This window comes from Salinicola sp. LHM (genome assembly GCF_034479735.1).
GTDB lineage: Bacteria > Pseudomonadota > Gammaproteobacteria > Pseudomonadales > Halomonadaceae > Salinicola > Salinicola salarius.
The window spans coordinates 2,338,513-2,357,286 of sequence record NZ_CP140261.1 but is presented as its reverse complement, the minus strand read 5'-3'; the positions used below and the strand labels follow the sequence as shown (position 1 = coordinate 2,357,286).

The window sequence follows — 18,774 nt, the reverse complement described above, 5'->3', positions numbered from 1 at the left end:
GTAGCGGTCAGGCTTGCGGATCGTTGCTGCCGCTGTCAGTGTCCTGCTCGCGCTGCTTGTCGAGCGCGATCTGCAGCGCCGGGTTGCGATAGCGGTAGACGCGCAAGCTTTTCAGGAAGACATCGTCCTCCAGTCGCTGATCGGAACGGCGTGCACGGGTTCGCGTTGCTGGCGGCCGTACCGGTGGATCGTTGAGATGTGGCATCTTCAGCGCCGGGTCCGGAATGAACAGCGGCAAGGGCAGGTTCATGGCGCGTCGCATTCGACCATCCGCCAGCGCTTCGCGGAAGAAGAGATTGGCCCGCATCACCGGTGCCTGCTGCTGGATCTGCGCCAGTGGCTCGCCATCTGGTATATCGGCGAGCTTGCGCAGCTGGATCTGAATGTGGGATGCCGACAGGTCCATCTGCTTCAATCTGGCTTCCGCGTCGGCCACGCTCATGCGCTTGATCGAGCGGCCGCTGGTATACCACGCCAGCCTGATCCGCGATAACGGCGCGTCGGCAATGGGCACCTGACGCCAGCACTGCTTGAGATGGAGGCGGGCGAGCCCTTGGCCACGCAGATGATCATGCAGCACCGGGTGCCGGAAAGGCAGCACAGCCTTGGCCTCGGTGATGAGTCGAGGGGCGGATTGGCGAATGCGTTTCAGCGTTGCGGCGAATCGCGCCTTGCCGAGGTTGACCGTCTGGACGGCTTCCATGATCGTCGGCGTTGCGACGACCACACCAATGTAATTGCGCGTCTCGCGGCCGTCCTGTCCGTCCTGATACCAGAAGTCGGTCAGTGCGCGGCGTAGCCATTGCGCATCGACCGTCGTCTCGCCCAATGCCCAGGCGGGTGTCGGATTGTTGGCATAGACCGTTGCCAGCTGTTCGACCGCCTCGATCAGACGATCGAAATCGGATTCCAGCTCGGCCAGCAAGCGATACTGCAGTTCCATGGGGCGTCTCCTGAAGACAGATATCGATTTATACCGTTATCTTTCTTGGTGCGTCTACCCATTGGCGATGTTTTCTTCCGCAAGGAAGCAAGGAAAAGAGGGGGCATGCAGAGAGAAGGTCGTCCAGGAAGAACGTCATTTAGAGAGGACGAGCATTTAGAGGGAATGATCGTCTAGAAAATCGACCATCTTGCGCCGCTGCCATCGCCGGAACGATGGCAGCAGCGACGAACGCTATCAGCGATCGCGATAGCGGCGGGTCAGGTCGCCATAGGCGTCGATCCGTCGGTCACGCAGGTAGGGCCAGATGCGGCGAACATCTTCGCTGCGAAGCAGGTCGACCTCCACCAGCAGGTTCTGGCTTTCCTCGCCGCCATGGGCCAGCAGCTCGCCCTGGGGGCCGCAAACGAAACTGCCGCCCCAGAAGTCGATGCCTTCGCCGACGCCGGAGAGATCGGGCTCGTGGCCGACCCGGTTGGCGACAATGACCGGCAAGCCGTTGGCGACGCCATGCGAGCGCTGGATCAGGGTCCAGGCATCCTTCTGGCGCTGCTTTTCCGCCGTGTCGTCGGAAGGCGTCCAGCCGATGGCGGTGGGGTAAAGCAGAAGATCCGCGCCTGCCAATGCCATCAATCGAGCCGCTTCCGGATACCACTGATCCCAGCAGACCAGCACGCCGAGGCGGCCGACGGAGGTGTCGATCGGCTCGAAACCCTGCTTGGCGTCTTCGTCGCCAGGCGTGAAGTAGAACTTCTCGTAGAAGCCGGGATCGTCGGGGATGTGCATCTTGCGATAATGACCGACGCGGCCCCGGGCGCGGTCCAGCACGATGGCGGTGTTGTGGTAGAGCCCCGCGGCGCGGCGTTCGAAGATCGAGCCGACGATGACGATATCCAGCTCGCGGGCCAGGGTCGCGAGCCGTTGGCCGGTCGGGCCATCCAGGGGCTCGGCCAGGTCGAACAGTTCGGTATCTTCGCACTGGCAGAAGTAGTGCGTCGCGTGCAGTTCCTGCAGCAGTACCAGTTCGGCACCTTGGGCGGCGAGCTCGCGGATACCGCCTTCGCTCGCTTCGAGACTGCGCTGCTTGTCTGGCCAGGCTTGCTGCTGGACCAGGCCGACCTTTAGCGTTCTGGACATGATCTCTCCTTAAACCTGTATTTCGAACCGGCTCTTTGACTCGGCTTCTCGCCTCAGGTTTCCACTCAGCCCAAGGATAGCGAGGGATCGAGCGATCCGCGCGGCAACTGCATGGTCAGGCAGTGAAGGCTGCCATGCTGACGGATGACGGCGCGACAGTCGATCGGTATCACGTCGCGGCCGGGGAAGGCGCCGTCGATGACCTTGAGTGCCTGGAAATCCGCGGCATCGCCATAGGTCGGAACCAGGACGGCGCCGTTGATGATCAGGAAGTTGGCGTACGTTGCCGGCAAGCGGTGGCCGTCGTCCGGATCGAAGCAGGGCTTGGGCCAGGGGAGTGCCAGCAGGCGATAGGGCGAGCCGTCCTCGCGGCGGAGCGCCTTGAGTTCGTTCTCCATCGCCGCCAAGGCCTCGTAATGCGGATCCCGGGGATCGTCGCAACGCACGTAGGCGATCGTCGCCGGGTCGCAGAAGCGCGCCAGGGTGTCGATATGGCTATCGGTATCGTCGCCTTCGAGATGCCCGTTCTCGAGCCATAGCACGCGGGAGACGCCGAGCTGCTCGCCCAGGCAGGTCTCGATGGCGTCGCGGTCGAGGCCCGGGTTGCGATTGGGATTGAGCAGGCAGGCGCTGGTGGTGAGTAGCGTGCCCTCGCCATCGGTGTCGATGGCGCCGCCTTCGAGTACCAGCGTCTGCGATTCGACCGGTGCCGCGAATACCTGTCGGGATGCCAGCGCCCGGGTCAAGGCATCGTCCCGTTCGGCGGCGAACTTGCCACCCCAGCCGGTGAAGACGTAATCGAGCAACGTCAGGCGGCCATCGCGTTCGACGGCGATCGGGCCGTGATCCCGGGCCCAGGTGTCGTCGCTCGGAACCTCCACGAGATGCCAGCGCCGGGCGTCGATGCCCAGCGCGGTGAAACGCGCCGCCAGGCGTTCGCGCTGAGGCTCGTCGTGCACGACGACCAGCACCGGCTGATAGCGAGTGATGGCTACGACCATCGCTTCCAGCGTTGCCTCGATATGCTCGAGCAACGGTGCCCAATCGCTGGTCGGGGTCGGCCAGGTCAGTTGAATGGCATCCTGGGGGTGCCACTCGGGGAACAGACGCAGGGTCATGGTGTCTCCATTGCGCATAAGGGCCGATGTGCGTCAGAGCCGATGTCGAGGACGCGGCATTGTAGAGCCTGATCGCGGCGATGCAAGCAGGAGTCGCGCGTCGTCTCGACGCAGCGACGACGGCGCTCGCTACCGCTTTCCGGTGAGCGCCAGTGTAGCGTGGGCGACGCCGCTGGCAAGCCGAAGGTCGCCCGACAAACTGGCGTTTTCGGGAACCGACAAAACCCGTAACATGAGCCGCTGCTGACAAGGAATCCAACCTGATGCTCGACCGTTTACCCTTTCTGGTGGGCCTGAGATACGTCCGGGCCAAACGACGTAACCACTTCATTTCCTTCATATCGCTCACCTCGATGCTTGGCCTGGCCTTGGGGGTCGCTGTCCTTATCCTGGTGCTGTCGGTCATGAACGGCTTCGATCACGAACTGCGTACCCGCGTGCTCGGCATGGTGCCGCATACCCGCATCGAACAGCAGGGCGGCATGCAGGACTGGAAAGCGCTGGCCGAGAAGGTCGACCAGCATCGGAATGTCGTCGCCTCGGCCCCCTACGTGCAGCAGCAGGGCATGTTCTCGGCCAGCGGACGCACCCAGGGCGCCATGGTCACCGGGGTTCAGCCGGAATACGAGCGTGACGTCTCGATCATCGATCAGCACATGCAGACCGGCTCGCTCGACGATCTCTCGGCCGGCAGCTGGCATGTCGTGCTCGGCTCGCTGCTGGCGCGCAATCTCGGGGTCGGCGTGGGTGACCGGGTGACGCTGCTGGTGCCGGAGGCATCGATCACACCGGGTGGCGTGTTTCCGCGCCTGAAGCGCTTCACCGTCAGCGGGATCTTCAAGGTCGGTGCCGATCTGGATGCCAATCTCGCCTATGCCAATATCGAGGACATGCAGACACTCGCCCGCCTCGGCGACAAGGTCGATGGATTGCGTCTGGAGCTGGATGACCTGTTCAAGGCCGGGCCGGTGACACGGGACATCGTCTCGAATCTGGGTGCCGGTTATCGAGGCATGGACTGGACCTATACCCATGGCAACCTGTTCCAGGCGATCCAGATGGAGAAGCACATGATCGGTCTGTTGCTGATGGTGATCGTCGCGGTGGCGGCGTTCAACATCGTCTCGACGCTGGTCATGGTGGTTACCGACAAGCATGCGGACATCGCCATCCTGCGCACCATCGGCGCCAAGCCGAAGTCGATCATGGGAATCTTCGTCGTGCAGGGGCTGGCGATCGGCATCATCGGTATCGTGATCGGGGTGATTGCCGGCGTGATCCTGGCGCTGACGGTGTCCGACATCATTGCCTGGGTCCAGGCCGTCACCGGTATCCAGTTCCTCGATCCCAACGTCTATTTCATCAGCTACCTGCCGTCGCGGCTCGAGATGAGTGACCTGGGCGTGATCGTCTCCAGCGCTTTCGGACTGACCTTCCTGTCGACGCTCTATCCGGCCTGGCGAGCGGCACGTATCCAGCCGGCAGAGGTACTGCGTTATGAGTGAAGCCAATTTCCGGTCATCGTCTGCCAGCGGAGGCAACATCATGCTCGACTGCCGCCAACTCACGCGAACCTACAGCGAAGGCCCGCAGGATCTCACCGTGCTGGATCACCTGGACCTGCAGGTAAGAGCCGGAGAGAGAGTGGCCGTCGTCGGGAGTTCCGGCTCCGGTAAGACCACGCTGCTCAACTTGCTGGGCGGTCTGGATCGGCCCAATGGAGGCGAGGTCGTCATCGGCGGGCAATCGCTGGCGGGGCTGAATGAGTCGGCGCTGGGCAGCTTTCGTAACCGTTATATCGGTTTCGTCTATCAGTTCCACCATCTGCTGGCGGAGTTCACCGCGGCGGAAAACGTCGCTCTGCCGCTGATCATTCGCGGGCAGAGCCGGAAGGTCGCCGTGGAGAAGGCCCAGAAGCTGCTGGACCGGGTCGGCATGGCGCCACGTGGTGCCCACAAGCCCGGTGAACTGTCGGGCGGGGAGCGCCAGCGCGTGGCCATCGCCAGGGCGCTGGTCACCGATCCCAGTCTGGTATTGATGGACGAGCCGACGGGAAATCTGGATCAGACTACCGCGGCCAACATCCTCGCGATGATGGACGAGCTGGCGGCGACCACCGACTGTGCGTTCGTGGTGGTGACCCACGACATGTCGCTGGCGGCGCACCAGGATCGCACCATGCGTCTGGACAAAGGCCGACTGACCGCCGTATGAGCTGACGCAGCGAGTTGTCGCATGGCCTAAAGCTGACGCCGCTCTGGACGATCAACAGTCCAGGGCGGCGTTTTTTTGCGTCAGTGCGAAATCGCCAGAGGGGTCGGAGGCCGAAACGGTCGGAAACGACAGTCGAGCCGGCCGTCGGTTGGGGCAGTCGGGTCAGTCGATGGCGAGTTTAATGTTGTTGCCGGCGCTGGCGGCGTTTCGCGCGTCGCCGCCAGCTGCGGTAGATCTGGAAGCGCCAGATGAGCCGTACCAGAACGTTGCTGACGAGGGCCAGAACCAGGCCAACGAGCACCGAGCCGACCGCCAGCGGCAGAACGATGTGCGCCATCTGTTCGGCGATCCACATCGTGGTGATGTGATCCGGCACCTTGCGGGCCGGGTAGTCCAGCACCCATGCCCCCACGCGGTAGTTGAAATAGAAGACTACCGGCATCGTCAGCGGATTGGTCAGCCAGACCAGGCTGACGGATAGCGGCAGGTTGCCGCGAAAGTAGTAGGCGCCAAAGGCGGCCAGCAGCATCTGGCACGGGATCGGCAGCATGGCGGCGAACAGGCCGACCATGCAGGCGTTGGCAACGCTATGACGAGATAGCACCCACATCGCCGGATCGCCCAGCATATGGTGCATGAAACGCAAAGAGCGAGTGCGCTGCAGCCTCTCCTGGCTGGGAATGTAGCGTTGTAACCATCGACGAGACATGAGGCCGCTCGCTGAACGAAGAAGGCCCATTATCCATACAACTTCAAGGCCCCGCCATGTTAAGTCCGCTTATCGGGAATGCCGACGTTGATAGCGACTGATGCCGCGAGTCGGGTCGCCGTGCTGGCGAGACGCCCCGGCTGGGCGATGCCACTGGCACTGGCGGCGCTAGCCGGCTCGTTCGTCGGGTATCGAAGCGGGGGTGGGGAGTCGCTGTTCGGAATCCTGTCTGTCACGACCGCCGCCTCGCTGCTGGCGGTTGCGCTGTGGCGACGCTCGCTGTGGGGCGCGCTGACGGTTCTGGCCTTCCTGAGCTGCGCGCATCAGGTTGGCCAGCAGCGTGCGGGAGAATTTCCGGCATCGCTCGCCGGCCACGACTTCAGGCTGACGGGCCGAATCCATGCGCTGGATGTCGATCCGCGTCGGACGCGCTTTCGCTTCGAGGTGGATTCCTGTCGCCCCAGGGCTTCCGGCGACGTCTGTCCTGCCAGCACCCAACTGCGGCTGTCCTGGTATGACGCGCCTGCGCTCCACGAGGGAGAGCGCTGGCAACTGACCGCCCGTCTGCGTCAGCCGCTGGGATTCGCCAATCCGGATACCTTCGATTACGGCGGTTGGCTCTGGCGCGAAGGGATACAGGCGCTGGGTTACGTCCGCGACGACTCGCCGAAGCGGATGGCCACTGCTCTTTTTTCTCTACGGCAGGCCGCCCTGGATCGACTGGACGACGCCGACATCTCGCCGCTGGGCAAACGCTGGCTGGCGGCCTTGACGCTGGGCGCCGGCGAGCGTCTCGACGACGATGACTGGGACTTGCTGAACGCGACCGGCACGACCCACCTGATGGTCATCTCGGGGCTCCACATCGGTCTCGTGGCAGCGCTCTGCCTGTGGCTGTTGAGGCGCGTGGCGCGTCGGGTGCAGCCGTTGTCCTGGCGGATGACATCCTGGCCGTGGCTGGGAGCCGGGCTGGCGGCCTTCGCCTACGCGGGATTGGCGGGCTTCGAGCCACCGGCGGTACGGGCAGCGATCATGGCTGCAATCGGCCTGTGGGCGGCGAGCGGTCGTCATGCGCCCGGCTGGTGGCAGGCCTGGTGGCTGGCGCTGGGGCTCGTGGTGGTTGCCGACCCGCTGGCGCCGTGGCGTCCCGGGCTCTGGCTGTCGTTCGCGGCGGTTGCCGTGTTGATCCTCGCCTGGTCGGGCCGGCCCCGACCTTCGGGAGGGCGGGGGTGGTGTCTCGCGCTGCTGCGCAGTCAGTGGCTGCTGGCCCCGATCATGGCAGCGGCGGTATTGCTCGCCTTCGGACGGTTGTCGCCGCTGGCGCCGTTGATCAACCTGGTCGCGGTTCCGCTCGTGAGCAGCCTGATGGTGCCGCTGGGATTCGTCGGCTGGCTGTTCGCGATCTGGCCGACGTTGGCCGGTTGGGCCTGGTGGCCCTTCGATCAGTTGGCCAATGGGTTGGCTGGTGTCCTCGCGCAGGCCGCCGACAGTCTGCCGCTCTGGACGCCAAGCCCCTGGTGGCGCTGGCCGACCGCTGTCGCGCTGCTGCTGTGGGGGCTGCTCTGGCTGCTGCCGGGCGTGACACGACTGACGCGAGCGTGGGCCTGCCCGTCGCTGCTGGTTCTGGTGCTGCTGCTTCGGCCGCCCAGCCTGGACCGGGGGGAATTGGTCATCACGGTCTATGATGTCGGGCAGGGGCAACTGGTCGAACTTCAGACACGTGACCGACGCGTGCTGGTCGACACCGGGCCGCGCTTCGGATCGGGCTTCATGCCGGCCAGCCTGCTGTGGCCCGCCGGGCAGCGATTCGACGATGTCATCGTCACGCATAGCGACACCGACCATTCGGGCGGCATCGCCGCGCTGCGCCAGGATCATCGGGTCGAGCGCTGGTGGGCGCCCCGCGGCAACGATCTGCAGTTGCCATCGCGGCCTTGCGAGGCAGGCGGCGGCTGGCGGGACGAAGGCGTCTCCTGGCGGTTCCTGTCCCCGCCTGTCGGCGATATTGCCGCGAATGCCAATGACCGTTCCTGCGTATTGCTGGTCACTCAGGGCAAGCGCCATGTTCTGATTACCGGTGATGCCGGGGTGAATCGGGAGCGCGAGTTCGTCGAGACACTCGCGAGCGGGCCGCTCGAACATCGCCGGCTCGACGTGCTGGTGGCCGGTCATCACGGCAGTGCCACCAGTTCGTCCCAGGCGCTGGTGGCGGCGACGCGGCCCGCCGAGGTCATCTTCAGCAGCGGCCGCGGCAACCCGTTCGGTCACCCGGCGCCCTCTGTCGTCCAGCGGTTCATCGACGCCGGCAGCCGGGTCTGGAATACTGCCTATGATGGCGCTGTCCGGGTCACGCTGACCCCGTCCACGCGGGACGTTCACGCACAGCGTCATCCCGGTTGGGAGCGTCGGCTGGCTGTCGATGGCGGGGATGTTGGGGTAGAATCCAGCCCCTGAAAGCGCCCGCGCTGCACGATGACGAGCCGGCATCGATACCGCTTGCTCGACGCCTCGCCCGCGCGGCAGGCGCAGCGCCGGGAGCCAGACCCTTTTCCAGTCGAACGGAGTTACCGTGTCACAAGCTTCCAGTCTGGCGCTCTATCGACGTCTCCTAGAATACGTCCGCGTGGAATGGCGTTCCTTCGCCCTCGCCGTGGTCGGCTATGCCATCTATGCCGCCTCGAGCACGGCACTGGCGGAGATGATGAAGCGGCTGATCGACGGGATTCAGCAGCCGGATGCCGCCTTTCGCTACTTTCTGCCACTGTTCGTGATCGGCATGTTCGCGGCTCGCGGCATCGGTACCTTCCTGGGCACCTACTTCATGAGCAACGTGGCGCGTAACGTGGTGCACAAATTGCGCTGCAACGTCTTCAACCACATGCTGCACCTGCCCGGTCGCTTCTTCGACATGCACTCCAGCGGTCATCTCATTTCGCGAGTGACCTATCACGTCGAGCAGGTGACAGGGGCGGCCACCAACGCGATCACGATCATCCTGCGGGAAGGCCTGTTCGTGATCGGTCTGATCGGCTATCTGTTCTGGACCAACTGGTTGCTGACGCTGATTTTCATGGGCGTCACGCCGCTGATCGGGCTCGTGGTGCGCTACACCAGCAAGCGTTTCCGCAAGATCTCGCGGCGCATCCAGAATTCCATGGGTGACGTGACGCACGTCGCCTCCGAGGCGCTGACCGGTTATCGGGTGGTGCGCACACACGGGGCGGAAGAGTACGAGAAACGCCGCTTCGAAGCCGCGAGCAACTACAACCGTGAGCAGAGCATCAAGGAGGCGATGACCAAGGCGACCAGCACGCCGGTCATTCAGCTGCTGGTGGCGCTGGCGCTGGCGGGGCTCGTGTGGCTGGCGATGGCGCCGGAGCTGATGAATGCGATGACGCCCGGGGAGTTCGTCGCCTTCATCACCGCCGCGTCCCTGATGGCCAAGCCCATCCGGTCGCTGACCGACGTCAACAGCATCATCCAGAAAGGGCTTTCGGCCTCGCAGGAGCTCTTTGGTCTGCTGAGTCGGCCGACGGAGAAGGACGAGGGCGAGTACCTGCCGACTCGCCTGGAAGGGCGCGTACGCTTCGAAGGCGTGCGGTTTGCCTATGACGAAGATCAGCCGGAAGTGCTCAAGGGCATCGATCTGGACGTGCCCGCAGGCCAGATGGTCGCGATCGTGGGGCGTTCGGGAAGCGGCAAGTCGACCCTGATGGGATTGCTGCCGCGGTTCTACCAACCAACCGCCGGACGCATTCTGATCGACGATATCGATATCCAGGAGTACCAGCTGTCGCCGCTGCGCCAGCAGATCGGGCTGGTCTCCCAGCAGGTGACGTTGTTCAACACCACGATCGCCGACAACATCGCCTACGGCGTGCCCGATGCCAGTCGCGAGCAGGTCGAATCCGCGGCGCGGGCCGCCTACGCGCACGAGTTCATCGAACAACTGCCGAAAGGGTACGACACGCTGGTCGGTGACAACGGGGTCATGCTTTCCGGCGGCCAGCGCCAGCGCCTGGCGATTGCGCGAGCCATCTTCAAGGATGCGCCGGTACTGATTCTGGACGAGGCGACCTCGGCGCTGGACACCGAATCCGAGCGCTATATCCAGCGGGCGCTGGAAGTCGTCTGTCGTGACCGCACCACGTTTGTCATCGCCCACCGCCTGTCGACCATCGAGCGCGCCGATCGCATTGCGGTGATGGATCAGGGCAATCTCATCGAGAGTGGCACCCACGCCGAGCTGCTGGAAAAGGGTGGCGCCTACGCCTCCCTTTACCAGTTGCAGTTCCAGGAGGAGGCGTGACGCCGATCGAGCGCGCCTGGTATCGCGGATCGCGATGGCTGACGCTGCTGGCGCCGCTGGAAGCGCTTTACCGACAGATCGTCGTGCGTCGCCAAGAGGCCTACCGCGACGGTCGCCGCGAGGTCTGGCAGTCGCCGGTCCCGGTGGTCGTCGTGGGCAATCTGTCGGTGGGTGGCACCGGCAAATCGCCGCTGGTTGCCTGGCTGGTGCGCTGGCTGACGGACAACGGCTGGCGGCCGGGCATCGTCTCTCGGGGGTACGGCGGCAAGGCCCCATCCTATCCGCTGGCGGTGACGAGCCAGACGTCCGTGGCGCTGAGCGGTGACGAACCGTTGATGCTGGCACAGCAGACCGGCGCGCCGCTGGCCGTCGATCCCGATCGGCCGCGGGCGGCACGCTGGCTCATCGAACATTCCCGTTGCAACATTTTGATCGCCGACGACGGTCTGCAGCACTACGCCCTGGGGCGATCGCTGGAACTGGTCGTCGTCGACGGCGTGCGAGGATTCGGCAATCGCCACTGCCTGCCGCGAGGCCCCTTGCGGGAACCGTTGCAGCGCCTGGCCGACGCCGACGCGCTGATCGGCAACGGCGGTACGGCATCGCTTGCCAGCACCGACGGTGAAGGCGTCCCGCGCTTTTCGATGACCCTCGTGCCGACGGCGTGGCGCCACCTGGTCAGCGGCGAGCGCTACCCGGTCGAGCAGCCGCCGTTCGGGCTCGATCGCCCCGTTGCGGCACTGGCGGGAATCGGGCATCCGCAACGATTCTTTGACACGCTCGAGGCGCTGGGCGTGCCTCATGAAGGAATCGCATTCGGCGATCATCACCAGTTTTCCGTCGCCGATTTGCCCGCTGCCCCGAGAGTCGTGGTCATGACCGCGAAGGATGCGGTCAAATGTACCGGCTTCGCCGATGACCGTTGCTGGGTGCTGGATGTCGAGGCAGAACCCGAACCGGCCTTCGCCGAGTGGTGGGCCGAGCGAGTCGAGGGTTGGGCGCGATCCTAGGTGCTGTCTGAAAAGTCGACGAGCGAAGGCCAGGCAAGGCAAAAATCGGCGAAAGCGCGGAGTTTACCGGGTGTAAATGAGCATTTTGACCGGGCTGGCGCTCCAGCCGATTTTGAACGCCGCATGGGCGAGCGCAGTACTTTTCAGACAGTGCCTAGGGTCTGTTGACGTTTCATGCACGGCCGCGCCGGAGCCAGTTTTTGTGCGGGGCAAGGCGTGAGGAGCGTAGTTTGGTCATTCCAAATGAACGACGAATAACGCAGCACCGTGAAAAAACTGGCCCGGCCCTTCTGGTTGCGCGGCAAATGGCGCCATGCGGCGTTGCGGGATTGGAAAAGGGAACCACCCTTCTCTGCATCCCGCGCCTGGCCTGGCGCCATTTGGCGCAGCAACGCGGTTCGCGCTGAAACGTCAACAGACCCTAGATACCCTCTCTTCTCTGCCATGTAAGCCTCACTGGCATGGAAGCCCCTCTGGAATGAAAGCCCCTCTGGCATGCAGGCGTCGATGGCGCGATCATGGTCGCAGATTTCCGCGGGTCGTTTTCGTCTGGCTCGTGGTGGCGTACACAGGCATCGTTGATAAGGAAGAATCATGGATAAGGAATTGATGGCAATGCTGATCTGTCCGGTCAGCCACAGTGAACTGACCTACGATCGCGAGCGTCAGGAGCTCAAGAGTTCGGTCAGCGGGCTGGCCTATCCGGTTCGGGATGGGATCCCGGTGATGCTGGAAAACGAAGCCCGTGTGATGTCGACCGAGGAGAAGCTCGGCAAGGCAGCGCCGGCACCATGAATGATTTCGTGGTGGTGATTCCTGCTCGGTATGGGTCCAGCCGCCTCCCGGGCAAGCCGCTGATGGACATCGATGGCTTGCCCATGGTCCAGCACGTGTGGATGAGAGCCAATGACAGCGGCGCCTCGCGCGTCGTGATCGCGACCGACGACGCCCGCATCGAGCAGGCCGCCCGGGCATTCGGCGCCGAGGTGGTGATGACTCGCGATGATCACCCTTCGGGCACCGATCGCCTGGCCGAAGTGGCCGCCAGGCTGCAATTGCCTGACGAGACCATTGTCGTCAACGTGCAGGGTGACGAGCCGCTGCTGCCGGCCAGCGCGATCGACCGTGTCGCCGTGCGGCTCGCGGCGGACGGCCGGGCGTCCGTATCGACGCTGGCCGAGCCGATCCATGACGTGGATACGCTGTTCAACCCGAACGTGGTCAAGGTCGTCACCGACCTGACGGGGCGGGCGCTCTATTTCTCGAGGGCGCCGATTCCCTGGGATCGCAACGCCTGGAAGACGCAGCCGCCGACGCTGCTGGAGACGGATGCCTGGTTGCGCCATATCGGTCTCTACGCCTATCGCGCCGGATTCCTGGCCGAGTATGTCAATTGGCAGCCGGCACCGCTGGAGCAGCTCGAACAGCTCGAACAGTTGAGAGCGCTGCAGCACGGTCATCTCATTCAGGTGGCAACGGTCACGTCGTCGCTGCCTGGCGGTGTCGACACGCTGGAGGACCTGGAGCGCGTGCGTCAGCATTTTGCGCGACTAAGTGACGAGAAGCGGAGCGAGGCATGAGCGATTCGCGTCCCGAATGGCGAATCCTGTTCGTCTGCATGGGCAATATCTGCCGTTCGCCTACGGCCGAAGGCATGCTGAGGAAGCGACTGGAAGATGAGGGTATCGCCGACCGCGTGGCGGTGGACTCCTGTGGTACCGGCGCCTGGCACGTGGGCCAGCCGCCGGACCCGCGCGCGCTCCGGGCCGCCACCGACCGGGGCATCGACCTTCGTGAATTGCGCGGGCGCCAGCTGACCGTCGAGGACTTCGAGCGGTTCGACGAGATCCTGGTGATGGACAGCGACAATCTCGCGGGCGCGCTCGCGCTGCAGCCGGCTGGCAGCCGGGCTCGCGTATCGCGCTTGCTGCATTACGCCGGGCAGCCCGATGAGGACGTGCCGGACCCCTATTTCGGCGGCGAAGCCGGGTTTCAGCAGGTATTGGACCAATTGGAAGACGCCGTGGAAGGGCTCGTGGCATCGTTGCGTCAGCGGCTGGGTATCCTCTGATGCGGGAAGCCGAGGTTGACGGTCTGGAGGTCGATCATGATCTCTCCGATGCCAATACGCTGGCGTTACCCAGCCGGGCAGCGCGTTTCTGGCGCGCCCGGACCGAAGGTGAGGTCGTGCAGGGGCTGCAATTGGCCAACGAGCACGGGTGGGAGATGACGGTGCTGGGCGGCGGCAGCAATGTGCTGTTGCCACGCCGTATCGAGGGGCTCACGCTGCGTGCGGATCTCGAAGACGTGTCGTTCGCGTCGGGTCGCGGCGATGCGGTTCATGTCGAAGTCGGTGCCGGGGTCGGCTGGCACGCGCTGGTCGAATCCTGTGTCGAGCGCGAGCTATGGGGAATCGAGAATCTTGCCTTGATTCCCGGATTGGCCGGCGCTGCGCCGATCCAGAATATCGGCGCGTATGGTGTCGAGATCGCCGACGTGCTGGATTGGGTCGAGCTCGTGGACCGGCGGGACGGCAGGCGGCATCGCCTGGATCGCGACGCTTGCGAGCTGGGCTATCGCGATAGTGTGTTCAAGCGCGAGCTGGCGAATCAGGTCGTCATTACCCGGCTTGGTCTGACGCTCTCCTCGCGTCCCGCGCCCAGGCTCGATTACGGGGTGCTGAGTGAGCATGTGACCGCGCCTGCAAGCGCGCGGGATGTCTTCACGGCCGTCTGCGCCATACGTCGTGAGAAGCTGCCCGATCCTGCACGTACGCCCAATGCCGGCAGCTTTTTCAAGAACCCGTTCGTCTCCGAGGCCCAGGCGTCTCGCCTGCTGTCACGGATGCCGTCGATGCCGCACTATCCGCAGCCGGATGGGCGGGTGAAGCTGGCCGCAGGTTGGCTGATCGATCAGTGTGGACTGAAAGGGTACCGGCAAGGCAGTTTTGGCGTTCATGATCGCCAGGCCTTGGTACTGGTCCACTTCGGCGGCGGGACGCTGGAAGGGCTATTGGCCTTTGCCGACCAGATCGTTGAGGTCGTTCATGCCCGGTTCGAGGTGGCGCTGGAGCGCGAGCCGCGCTGGGTCGGGGAGCGCTCGGCCGGGTAGCGAGCGTGATGACAGAGCAAAATGGCCGAGAGAGGTAACGTCCTCGAAGAGGCTAATCTCCCGAGACAGACGCTGGCGAGCGGCCAAGAAAAAGCCCAGACAATATTGTCTGGGCTTTTCGCTTTCTACGGCAGCTGTCGTGACCGATCAGCTATCGTTCTGGCCGGACTCGCGACGACGCATTTCACGCGGGTCGTTGTGGGCCCGACGACGACGTGGCCGACGTGGCTCGCTGCTGCCTTCTTCGCCGGAAGCGTCGGCACTCGGCGTCTTGGCTGCCGACGCAGACTCGCTGGATTCAGCGTTGTCGGGTGTCGCATCTGCCGCTTGGTGGTCGCCGGCTTCGACCTGGCTGGATGCCGTGTCCGGTGTCGTCGGCTCGGTTGCTGCGGCGCTGGCGGTCTCGGAAGCCGGTGCCTGCTCCTGGGCCTCGGATGAAGCCGGCACGGCAGACGACAGCATGGTCGTGCCTGCAACCGGCGTTGCTGGCGCTTCCTGAGCCTTTTCTACGCCAGCTTCGCGCTCGGCCGCTGACTTCGCCTTCGCAACCGGCTCGTCCTTCTCGCCAGGAATTGCGCCTTCAGCGGCCGCCGCCGGTGCATCCGCGGTCGGTACGTTGTCGGCGGTCTTGGATGCCGGCTTTTCCGGTTGCGGCGCGCGATCACGCTTCTGACGAGACGATTCTTCGCTAGACGGCTCTTCACGAGACTGTACGGGCTCGGGCTCGGCTGTCGTCTCCGGCAAAGAGGATTCGCTCGCTTGAGCCGCCGTTGTCTCCTGGCGGGGCCCTTCGGCTTTGACGCCGTCATCGGTCGTCCTGGTCGCGACATCGGGCTTACCGTCGCTTGGCGGCGTGGCAGGCGCTTCCGCGGGACGCTCGGCGGATTCCGCCGTCGTCTCGGCAACATCGGCGGCTGCGCTCATCGGCTGGCTGGCGGTCGGGGTGGCGTCCGCCTTGCCGACGTCTGCTTCCTGCCGCTGGGCAGTCTTGCTCGGCGCCGTGTCGGTCTGGTCAGCCTGGGGCTTCTCGGCGGCCAGTGGCTTTTCGGCAGCTACCGGCTTCCCGGCCGACTGCTCAACAGGCTTCGTATCCGCATTCGTATCTGCCTTGGGAGCCGCGGGCGTGGCCGTGGGCTTGTCGTCCTGTACCGACGGCTGCGGTGCCGTGGAGGCCTTGGTCTCGACGTTCGTCTTCGCCTCGTCGGTCGCCTTGGCTTCACCGGTTGCCTTGGGCTCAGCAGCCGTCTTTGCCTCGCCGGCCGTCTTGGCTTCGTCAGTTGCCTTGGCTTCGACTGCCTTGGCCTTGGCTTCAACCGAGTCGTCGGCTGCGGTCGGTGTCGCTGCCTCGGCCGCGCTGGTATCCGTCGGCGCCTCGGCCTGCAGACGCTGCTGCTCTTCGACCGCCGCCGGATTCAGCGCATGCTTGCGCGAGCGATTGCGCGGATTGTTGCGCGTGCGCTTCGGCTTGCTGTCGACGGCTTCCGTCGCGGCGGCTGGTGCCGTCTCGCGGGTCTCGGTGCGCGAAGGCTTGACGTCGCTGGACGGCTTGCTGCTGTCGGGCTTCGAGGTGTCGTTACGCCGATCGTTAGCTGTTTTATCGGCTTTTTCGGCCTTGTCGGCTTTTTCGACCTTATCGCTACTGCGGTTATCCGGGCGGCTCTCCTGCCGATTATCCTGGCGCGGCTGACGAGGCTGGCCCTGACGGTCGTCCTGGCTGCGGCGCCGGCGGTTATTACCTTGCCGATTGCCGTTGTCGTTGCGACTGTTGCCGTCGTTCCGGGAATTGCTGTCGCTACGAGCGTTGTCGGCGGTTTTGGCGTTGCCGTCGTTGCGCTTGGCGCCGCCGTCACGATCGTTCTTCTGGGAAGGCGAGCGCGACGGGCGTGAATTGCTCGCGCCGTTGCTGCCGCTGGCGCCGCCACGGGGCGTGCTCGTCGATTGGCCGCCGCTATTGGCGCTTTGGCCTCGCTGGCTGGCTGTGCCATTCGGCTTCGAAACTTCTTCGTCGGCACGGTGACGTCCGAACAGACCACGGAAGAGCTGCAGCAGGCCGCCGGAACTCTGACCCTGCTGAGAAGTCGCGGTGGACGGCGTTGGCGCACTGGGTGCACTCGGTACTTCCGGTACCTTCTCCGGCTCCTGGTGGAGCGAGTCCGGGGCAGGTGCGGTGTGCTGAACGGTCTGCACGGCGGCCTGAGTGCGCTGAATCGGCTTGGCGAGCGTCGTCTCCGGCTCCTTGAGCAGTTCGCTGTCGACGGAAAGTTCGAAGCTCGACTTGGTGTCGTCGCCGTCTTCGGAAACGTGATCATCGCGGAAACGCTGGACTTCGTAGTGCGGCGTATCCATTTCCGGATTCGGCAGCAGCAGAACCTTGACGCCCTGGCGGCGCTCGATGTCGGAGAGCACGTTGCGCTTCTCGTTGAGCAGATAGGTCGCCACGGGTACCGGCAGGATGGCGCGAATCTGGGCGCTGCGCTCCTTCATTGCCTCTTCTTCGATCAGGCGCAGGATCGACAGTGCAATGGAACGTACGTCGCGGATGGTGCCCTGACCATCACAGCGGGGGCAGACGACGCCGCTGGTCTCGCCGAGAGAGGGGCGCAGACGCTGGCGCGACATTTCCATCAGGCCGAAGCGCGAGATGCGGCCGATCTGGACGCGTGCGCGATCGAGCTTGAGTGCATCACGCACGCGATTCTCGACTTCGCGCTGATTGCGCGCGGGCGACATGTCGATGAAGTCGATGACGACCAGACCGCCAATATCCCGCAGACGCAGCTGGCGGGCGATCTCGTCGGACGCTTCCAGGTTGGTCTGCAGGGCGGTCTCTTCGATATCGGCACCGCGGGTAGCGCGTGCCGAGTTGATGTCGATGGAAACCAGCGCTTCGGTGTGATCGATGACGACCGAGCCGCCGGAGGGCAGTTTGACTTCGCGCTGATAGGCCGTCTCGATCTGGGATTCGATCTGGAAGCGCGAGAACAGCGGTACGTCGTCGGTGTAGAACTTGATCTTCTGCTGGTAGGACGGCATGACCTGGCGAATGAAGCTGAGGGCTTCTTCATGCACGTCCTTGCTGTCGATCAGCACCTCGCCGATATCCTGGCGCAGGTAGTCGCGCATGGCGCGAATGATGACGTTCGACTCGCGGTAGATCAGGAAGGGGGCCGGCCGCTTGACCGCTTCGGTCGTGATGGCGTCCCACACTTGCGCCAGGTAGTCGAGGTCCCACTGCAGCTCTTCCGGCGAGCGGCCGATACCCGCAGTGCGCACGATGACGCCCATCTTGTCGGGAAGCGTCAGTTGGCCCATGGCCTCCTTGAGCTGGCTGCGCTCTTCACCCTCGATACGACGAGAGATGCCGCCGGCGCGAGGATTGTTGGGCATCAGGACCAGAAAGCGGCCGGCCAGGCTGACGAAGGTCGTCAGCGCCGCGCCCTTGTTGCCGCGTTCTTCCTTGTCGACCTGGACGATGACTTCCTGGCCTTCCTTCAGGACTTCCTTGATGTTCGGCCGGCCTGACGGCTCCTTGGAGAAGTACTCGCGAGAGATCTCCTTGAGCGGCAGGAAACCGTGACGTTCCGCGCCGAAGTCGACGAAGGCCGCTTCCAGGCTGGGTTCGACGCGAGTGATCTTGCCTCGATAGATGTTGGCTTTCTTCTGCTCCCGGGCACCGGATTCGATGTCCAGGTCGTAAAGGCGTTGTCCATCGACGAGTGCGACGCGCAGCTCTTCGGGCTGTGTCGCGTTGATGAGCATTCTTTTCATACGGTCTCGCTAATTGAGCGTGCCGGTGGAAGGCGTGCTGCAATCGGCGACGACGAACCGCTAGCGGTCGTGCTGTGCTCGCGCACATGGGTGGAGCGACCCGGCAGGGCAAACAAGCGCGGCGTGTGTCAGAACGGGTTCAACGTGCAACACGTGCGAAACCCGCGTCAGGGACTCGAGGAGGAGGTCCGAAAATCGCTTGTCATGTGGCACGAAATGCCCATTGATGCGAGTTCGAGTCGACGCTCGTCGAGCCCAGTAACGTGCCTGCTCATTGCCATTACATCTTTGCTGTCGTTACCTGCTTTTATCGGGTGCTACACGAACATGGGTCGAGTACGAAACGGTGGCAGGACATGTCACGGTGCGCTTTTTCGTTGGCGCATCCGGTCCTGCAGACTGCCGTCTATATCACTTGGCATTGTTCGGTTCGGCGACGCCTTCCACTGGTACCT

At 64.2% G+C, this 18,774-nt stretch carries 14 protein-coding genes; 9 read left to right on the top strand and 5 right to left on the bottom strand.

Annotated elements, in window-relative coordinates:
- Positions 1-7 precede the first annotated feature (7 nt).
- The 3 genes from R5R73_RS10940 to R5R73_RS10930 form a co-directional block, all read right to left on the bottom strand.
- Complete coding sequence (locus tag R5R73_RS10940) at positions 8-943, bottom strand: DNA replication terminus site-binding protein (RefSeq protein ID WP_244179766.1); 936 nt, start codon at positions 941-943, stop codon at positions 8-10.
- 237 nt (positions 944-1,180) lie between these two features.
- Positions 1,181-2,080, bottom strand: coding sequence for a carbon-nitrogen hydrolase (locus tag R5R73_RS10935; protein WP_322527520.1), 900 nt, complete (start codon positions 2,078-2,080; stop codon positions 1,181-1,183).
- Positions 2,081-2,145: 65 nt separating this feature from the next.
- On the bottom strand, positions 2,146-3,198 hold the full coding sequence (locus tag R5R73_RS10930; RefSeq protein WP_322527519.1) for an agmatine deiminase family protein: 1,053 nt from the start codon (positions 3,196-3,198) through the stop codon (positions 2,146-2,148).
- 263 nt (positions 3,199-3,461) lie between these two features.
- Between R5R73_RS10930 and R5R73_RS10925 the strand changes: the two genes are divergently transcribed.
- Entirely contained in the window at positions 3,462-4,703 is a 1,242-nt protein-coding gene (locus R5R73_RS10925) for a lipoprotein-releasing ABC transporter permease subunit (RefSeq protein WP_110630794.1), read from the top strand.
- Entirely contained in the window at positions 4,696-5,412 is a 717-nt protein-coding gene (locus tag R5R73_RS10920; RefSeq protein ID WP_071233082.1) for an ABC transporter ATP-binding protein, read from the top strand. Before R5R73_RS10925 ends, R5R73_RS10920 begins: the two co-directional genes overlap by 8 nt.
- A gap of 178 nt (positions 5,413-5,590) precedes the next feature.
- Here R5R73_RS10920 and R5R73_RS10915 read toward each other — a convergent pair whose 3' ends face one another.
- Positions 5,591-6,121 (bottom strand): DUF2062 domain-containing protein, encoded by a 531-nt coding sequence (locus R5R73_RS10915; protein WP_322527518.1) that lies wholly within the window; start codon positions 6,119-6,121, stop codon positions 5,591-5,593.
- Positions 6,122-6,208: 87 nt separating this feature from the next.
- On the opposite strand from R5R73_RS10915, the gene R5R73_RS10910 reads away from it, so the two are divergent.
- The 7 genes from R5R73_RS10910 (at position 6,209) to murB (ending at position 14,551) form a co-directional block, all read left to right on the top strand.
- Entirely contained in the window at positions 6,209-8,575 is a 2,367-nt protein-coding gene (locus R5R73_RS10910) for a DNA internalization-related competence protein ComEC/Rec2 (RefSeq protein ID WP_244179767.1), read from the top strand.
- Between the two features lie 115 nt (positions 8,576-8,690).
- Positions 8,691-10,430: a lipid A export permease/ATP-binding protein MsbA gene (msbA, locus tag R5R73_RS10905; protein WP_071233077.1), complete on the top strand. Its 1,740-nt coding sequence runs from the start codon at positions 8,691-8,693 to the stop codon at positions 10,428-10,430.
- Positions 10,427-11,440 carry a tetraacyldisaccharide 4'-kinase gene (lpxK, locus tag R5R73_RS10900; RefSeq protein ID WP_322527517.1) on the top strand — a complete coding sequence of 338 codons (1,014 nt, stop codon included), beginning with the start codon at positions 10,427-10,429 and terminating at the stop codon, positions 11,438-11,440. Before msbA ends, lpxK begins: the two co-directional genes overlap by 4 nt.
- A 594-nt stretch (positions 11,441-12,034) precedes the next feature.
- On the top strand, positions 12,035-12,235 hold the full coding sequence (locus tag R5R73_RS10895) for a Trm112 family protein (RefSeq protein WP_208625283.1): 201 nt from the start codon (positions 12,035-12,037) through the stop codon (positions 12,233-12,235).
- Positions 12,232-13,020 carry a 3-deoxy-manno-octulosonate cytidylyltransferase gene (gene kdsB, locus R5R73_RS10890; RefSeq protein ID WP_322527516.1) on the top strand — a complete coding sequence of 263 codons (789 nt, stop codon included), beginning with the start codon at positions 12,232-12,234 and terminating at the stop codon, positions 13,018-13,020. The genes R5R73_RS10895 and kdsB overlap by 4 nt, the downstream gene beginning before the upstream one ends.
- On the top strand, positions 13,017-13,511 hold the full coding sequence (locus tag R5R73_RS10885) for a low molecular weight protein-tyrosine-phosphatase (RefSeq protein WP_110630804.1): 495 nt from the start codon (positions 13,017-13,019) through the stop codon (positions 13,509-13,511). Before kdsB ends, R5R73_RS10885 begins: the two co-directional genes overlap by 4 nt.
- On the top strand, positions 13,511-14,551 hold the full coding sequence (gene murB, locus R5R73_RS10880; RefSeq protein ID WP_322527515.1) for a UDP-N-acetylmuramate dehydrogenase: 1,041 nt from the start codon (positions 13,511-13,513) through the stop codon (positions 14,549-14,551). Before R5R73_RS10885 ends, murB begins: the two co-directional genes overlap by 1 nt.
- A gap of 147 nt (positions 14,552-14,698) precedes the next feature.
- Here the strand turns inward: murB and rne are convergent, their stop codons facing one another.
- On the bottom strand, positions 14,699-18,319 hold the full coding sequence (gene rne, locus R5R73_RS10875; protein ID WP_322527514.1) for a ribonuclease E: 3,621 nt from the start codon (positions 18,317-18,319) through the stop codon (positions 14,699-14,701).
- Positions 18,320-18,774: the final 455 nt, after the last annotated feature.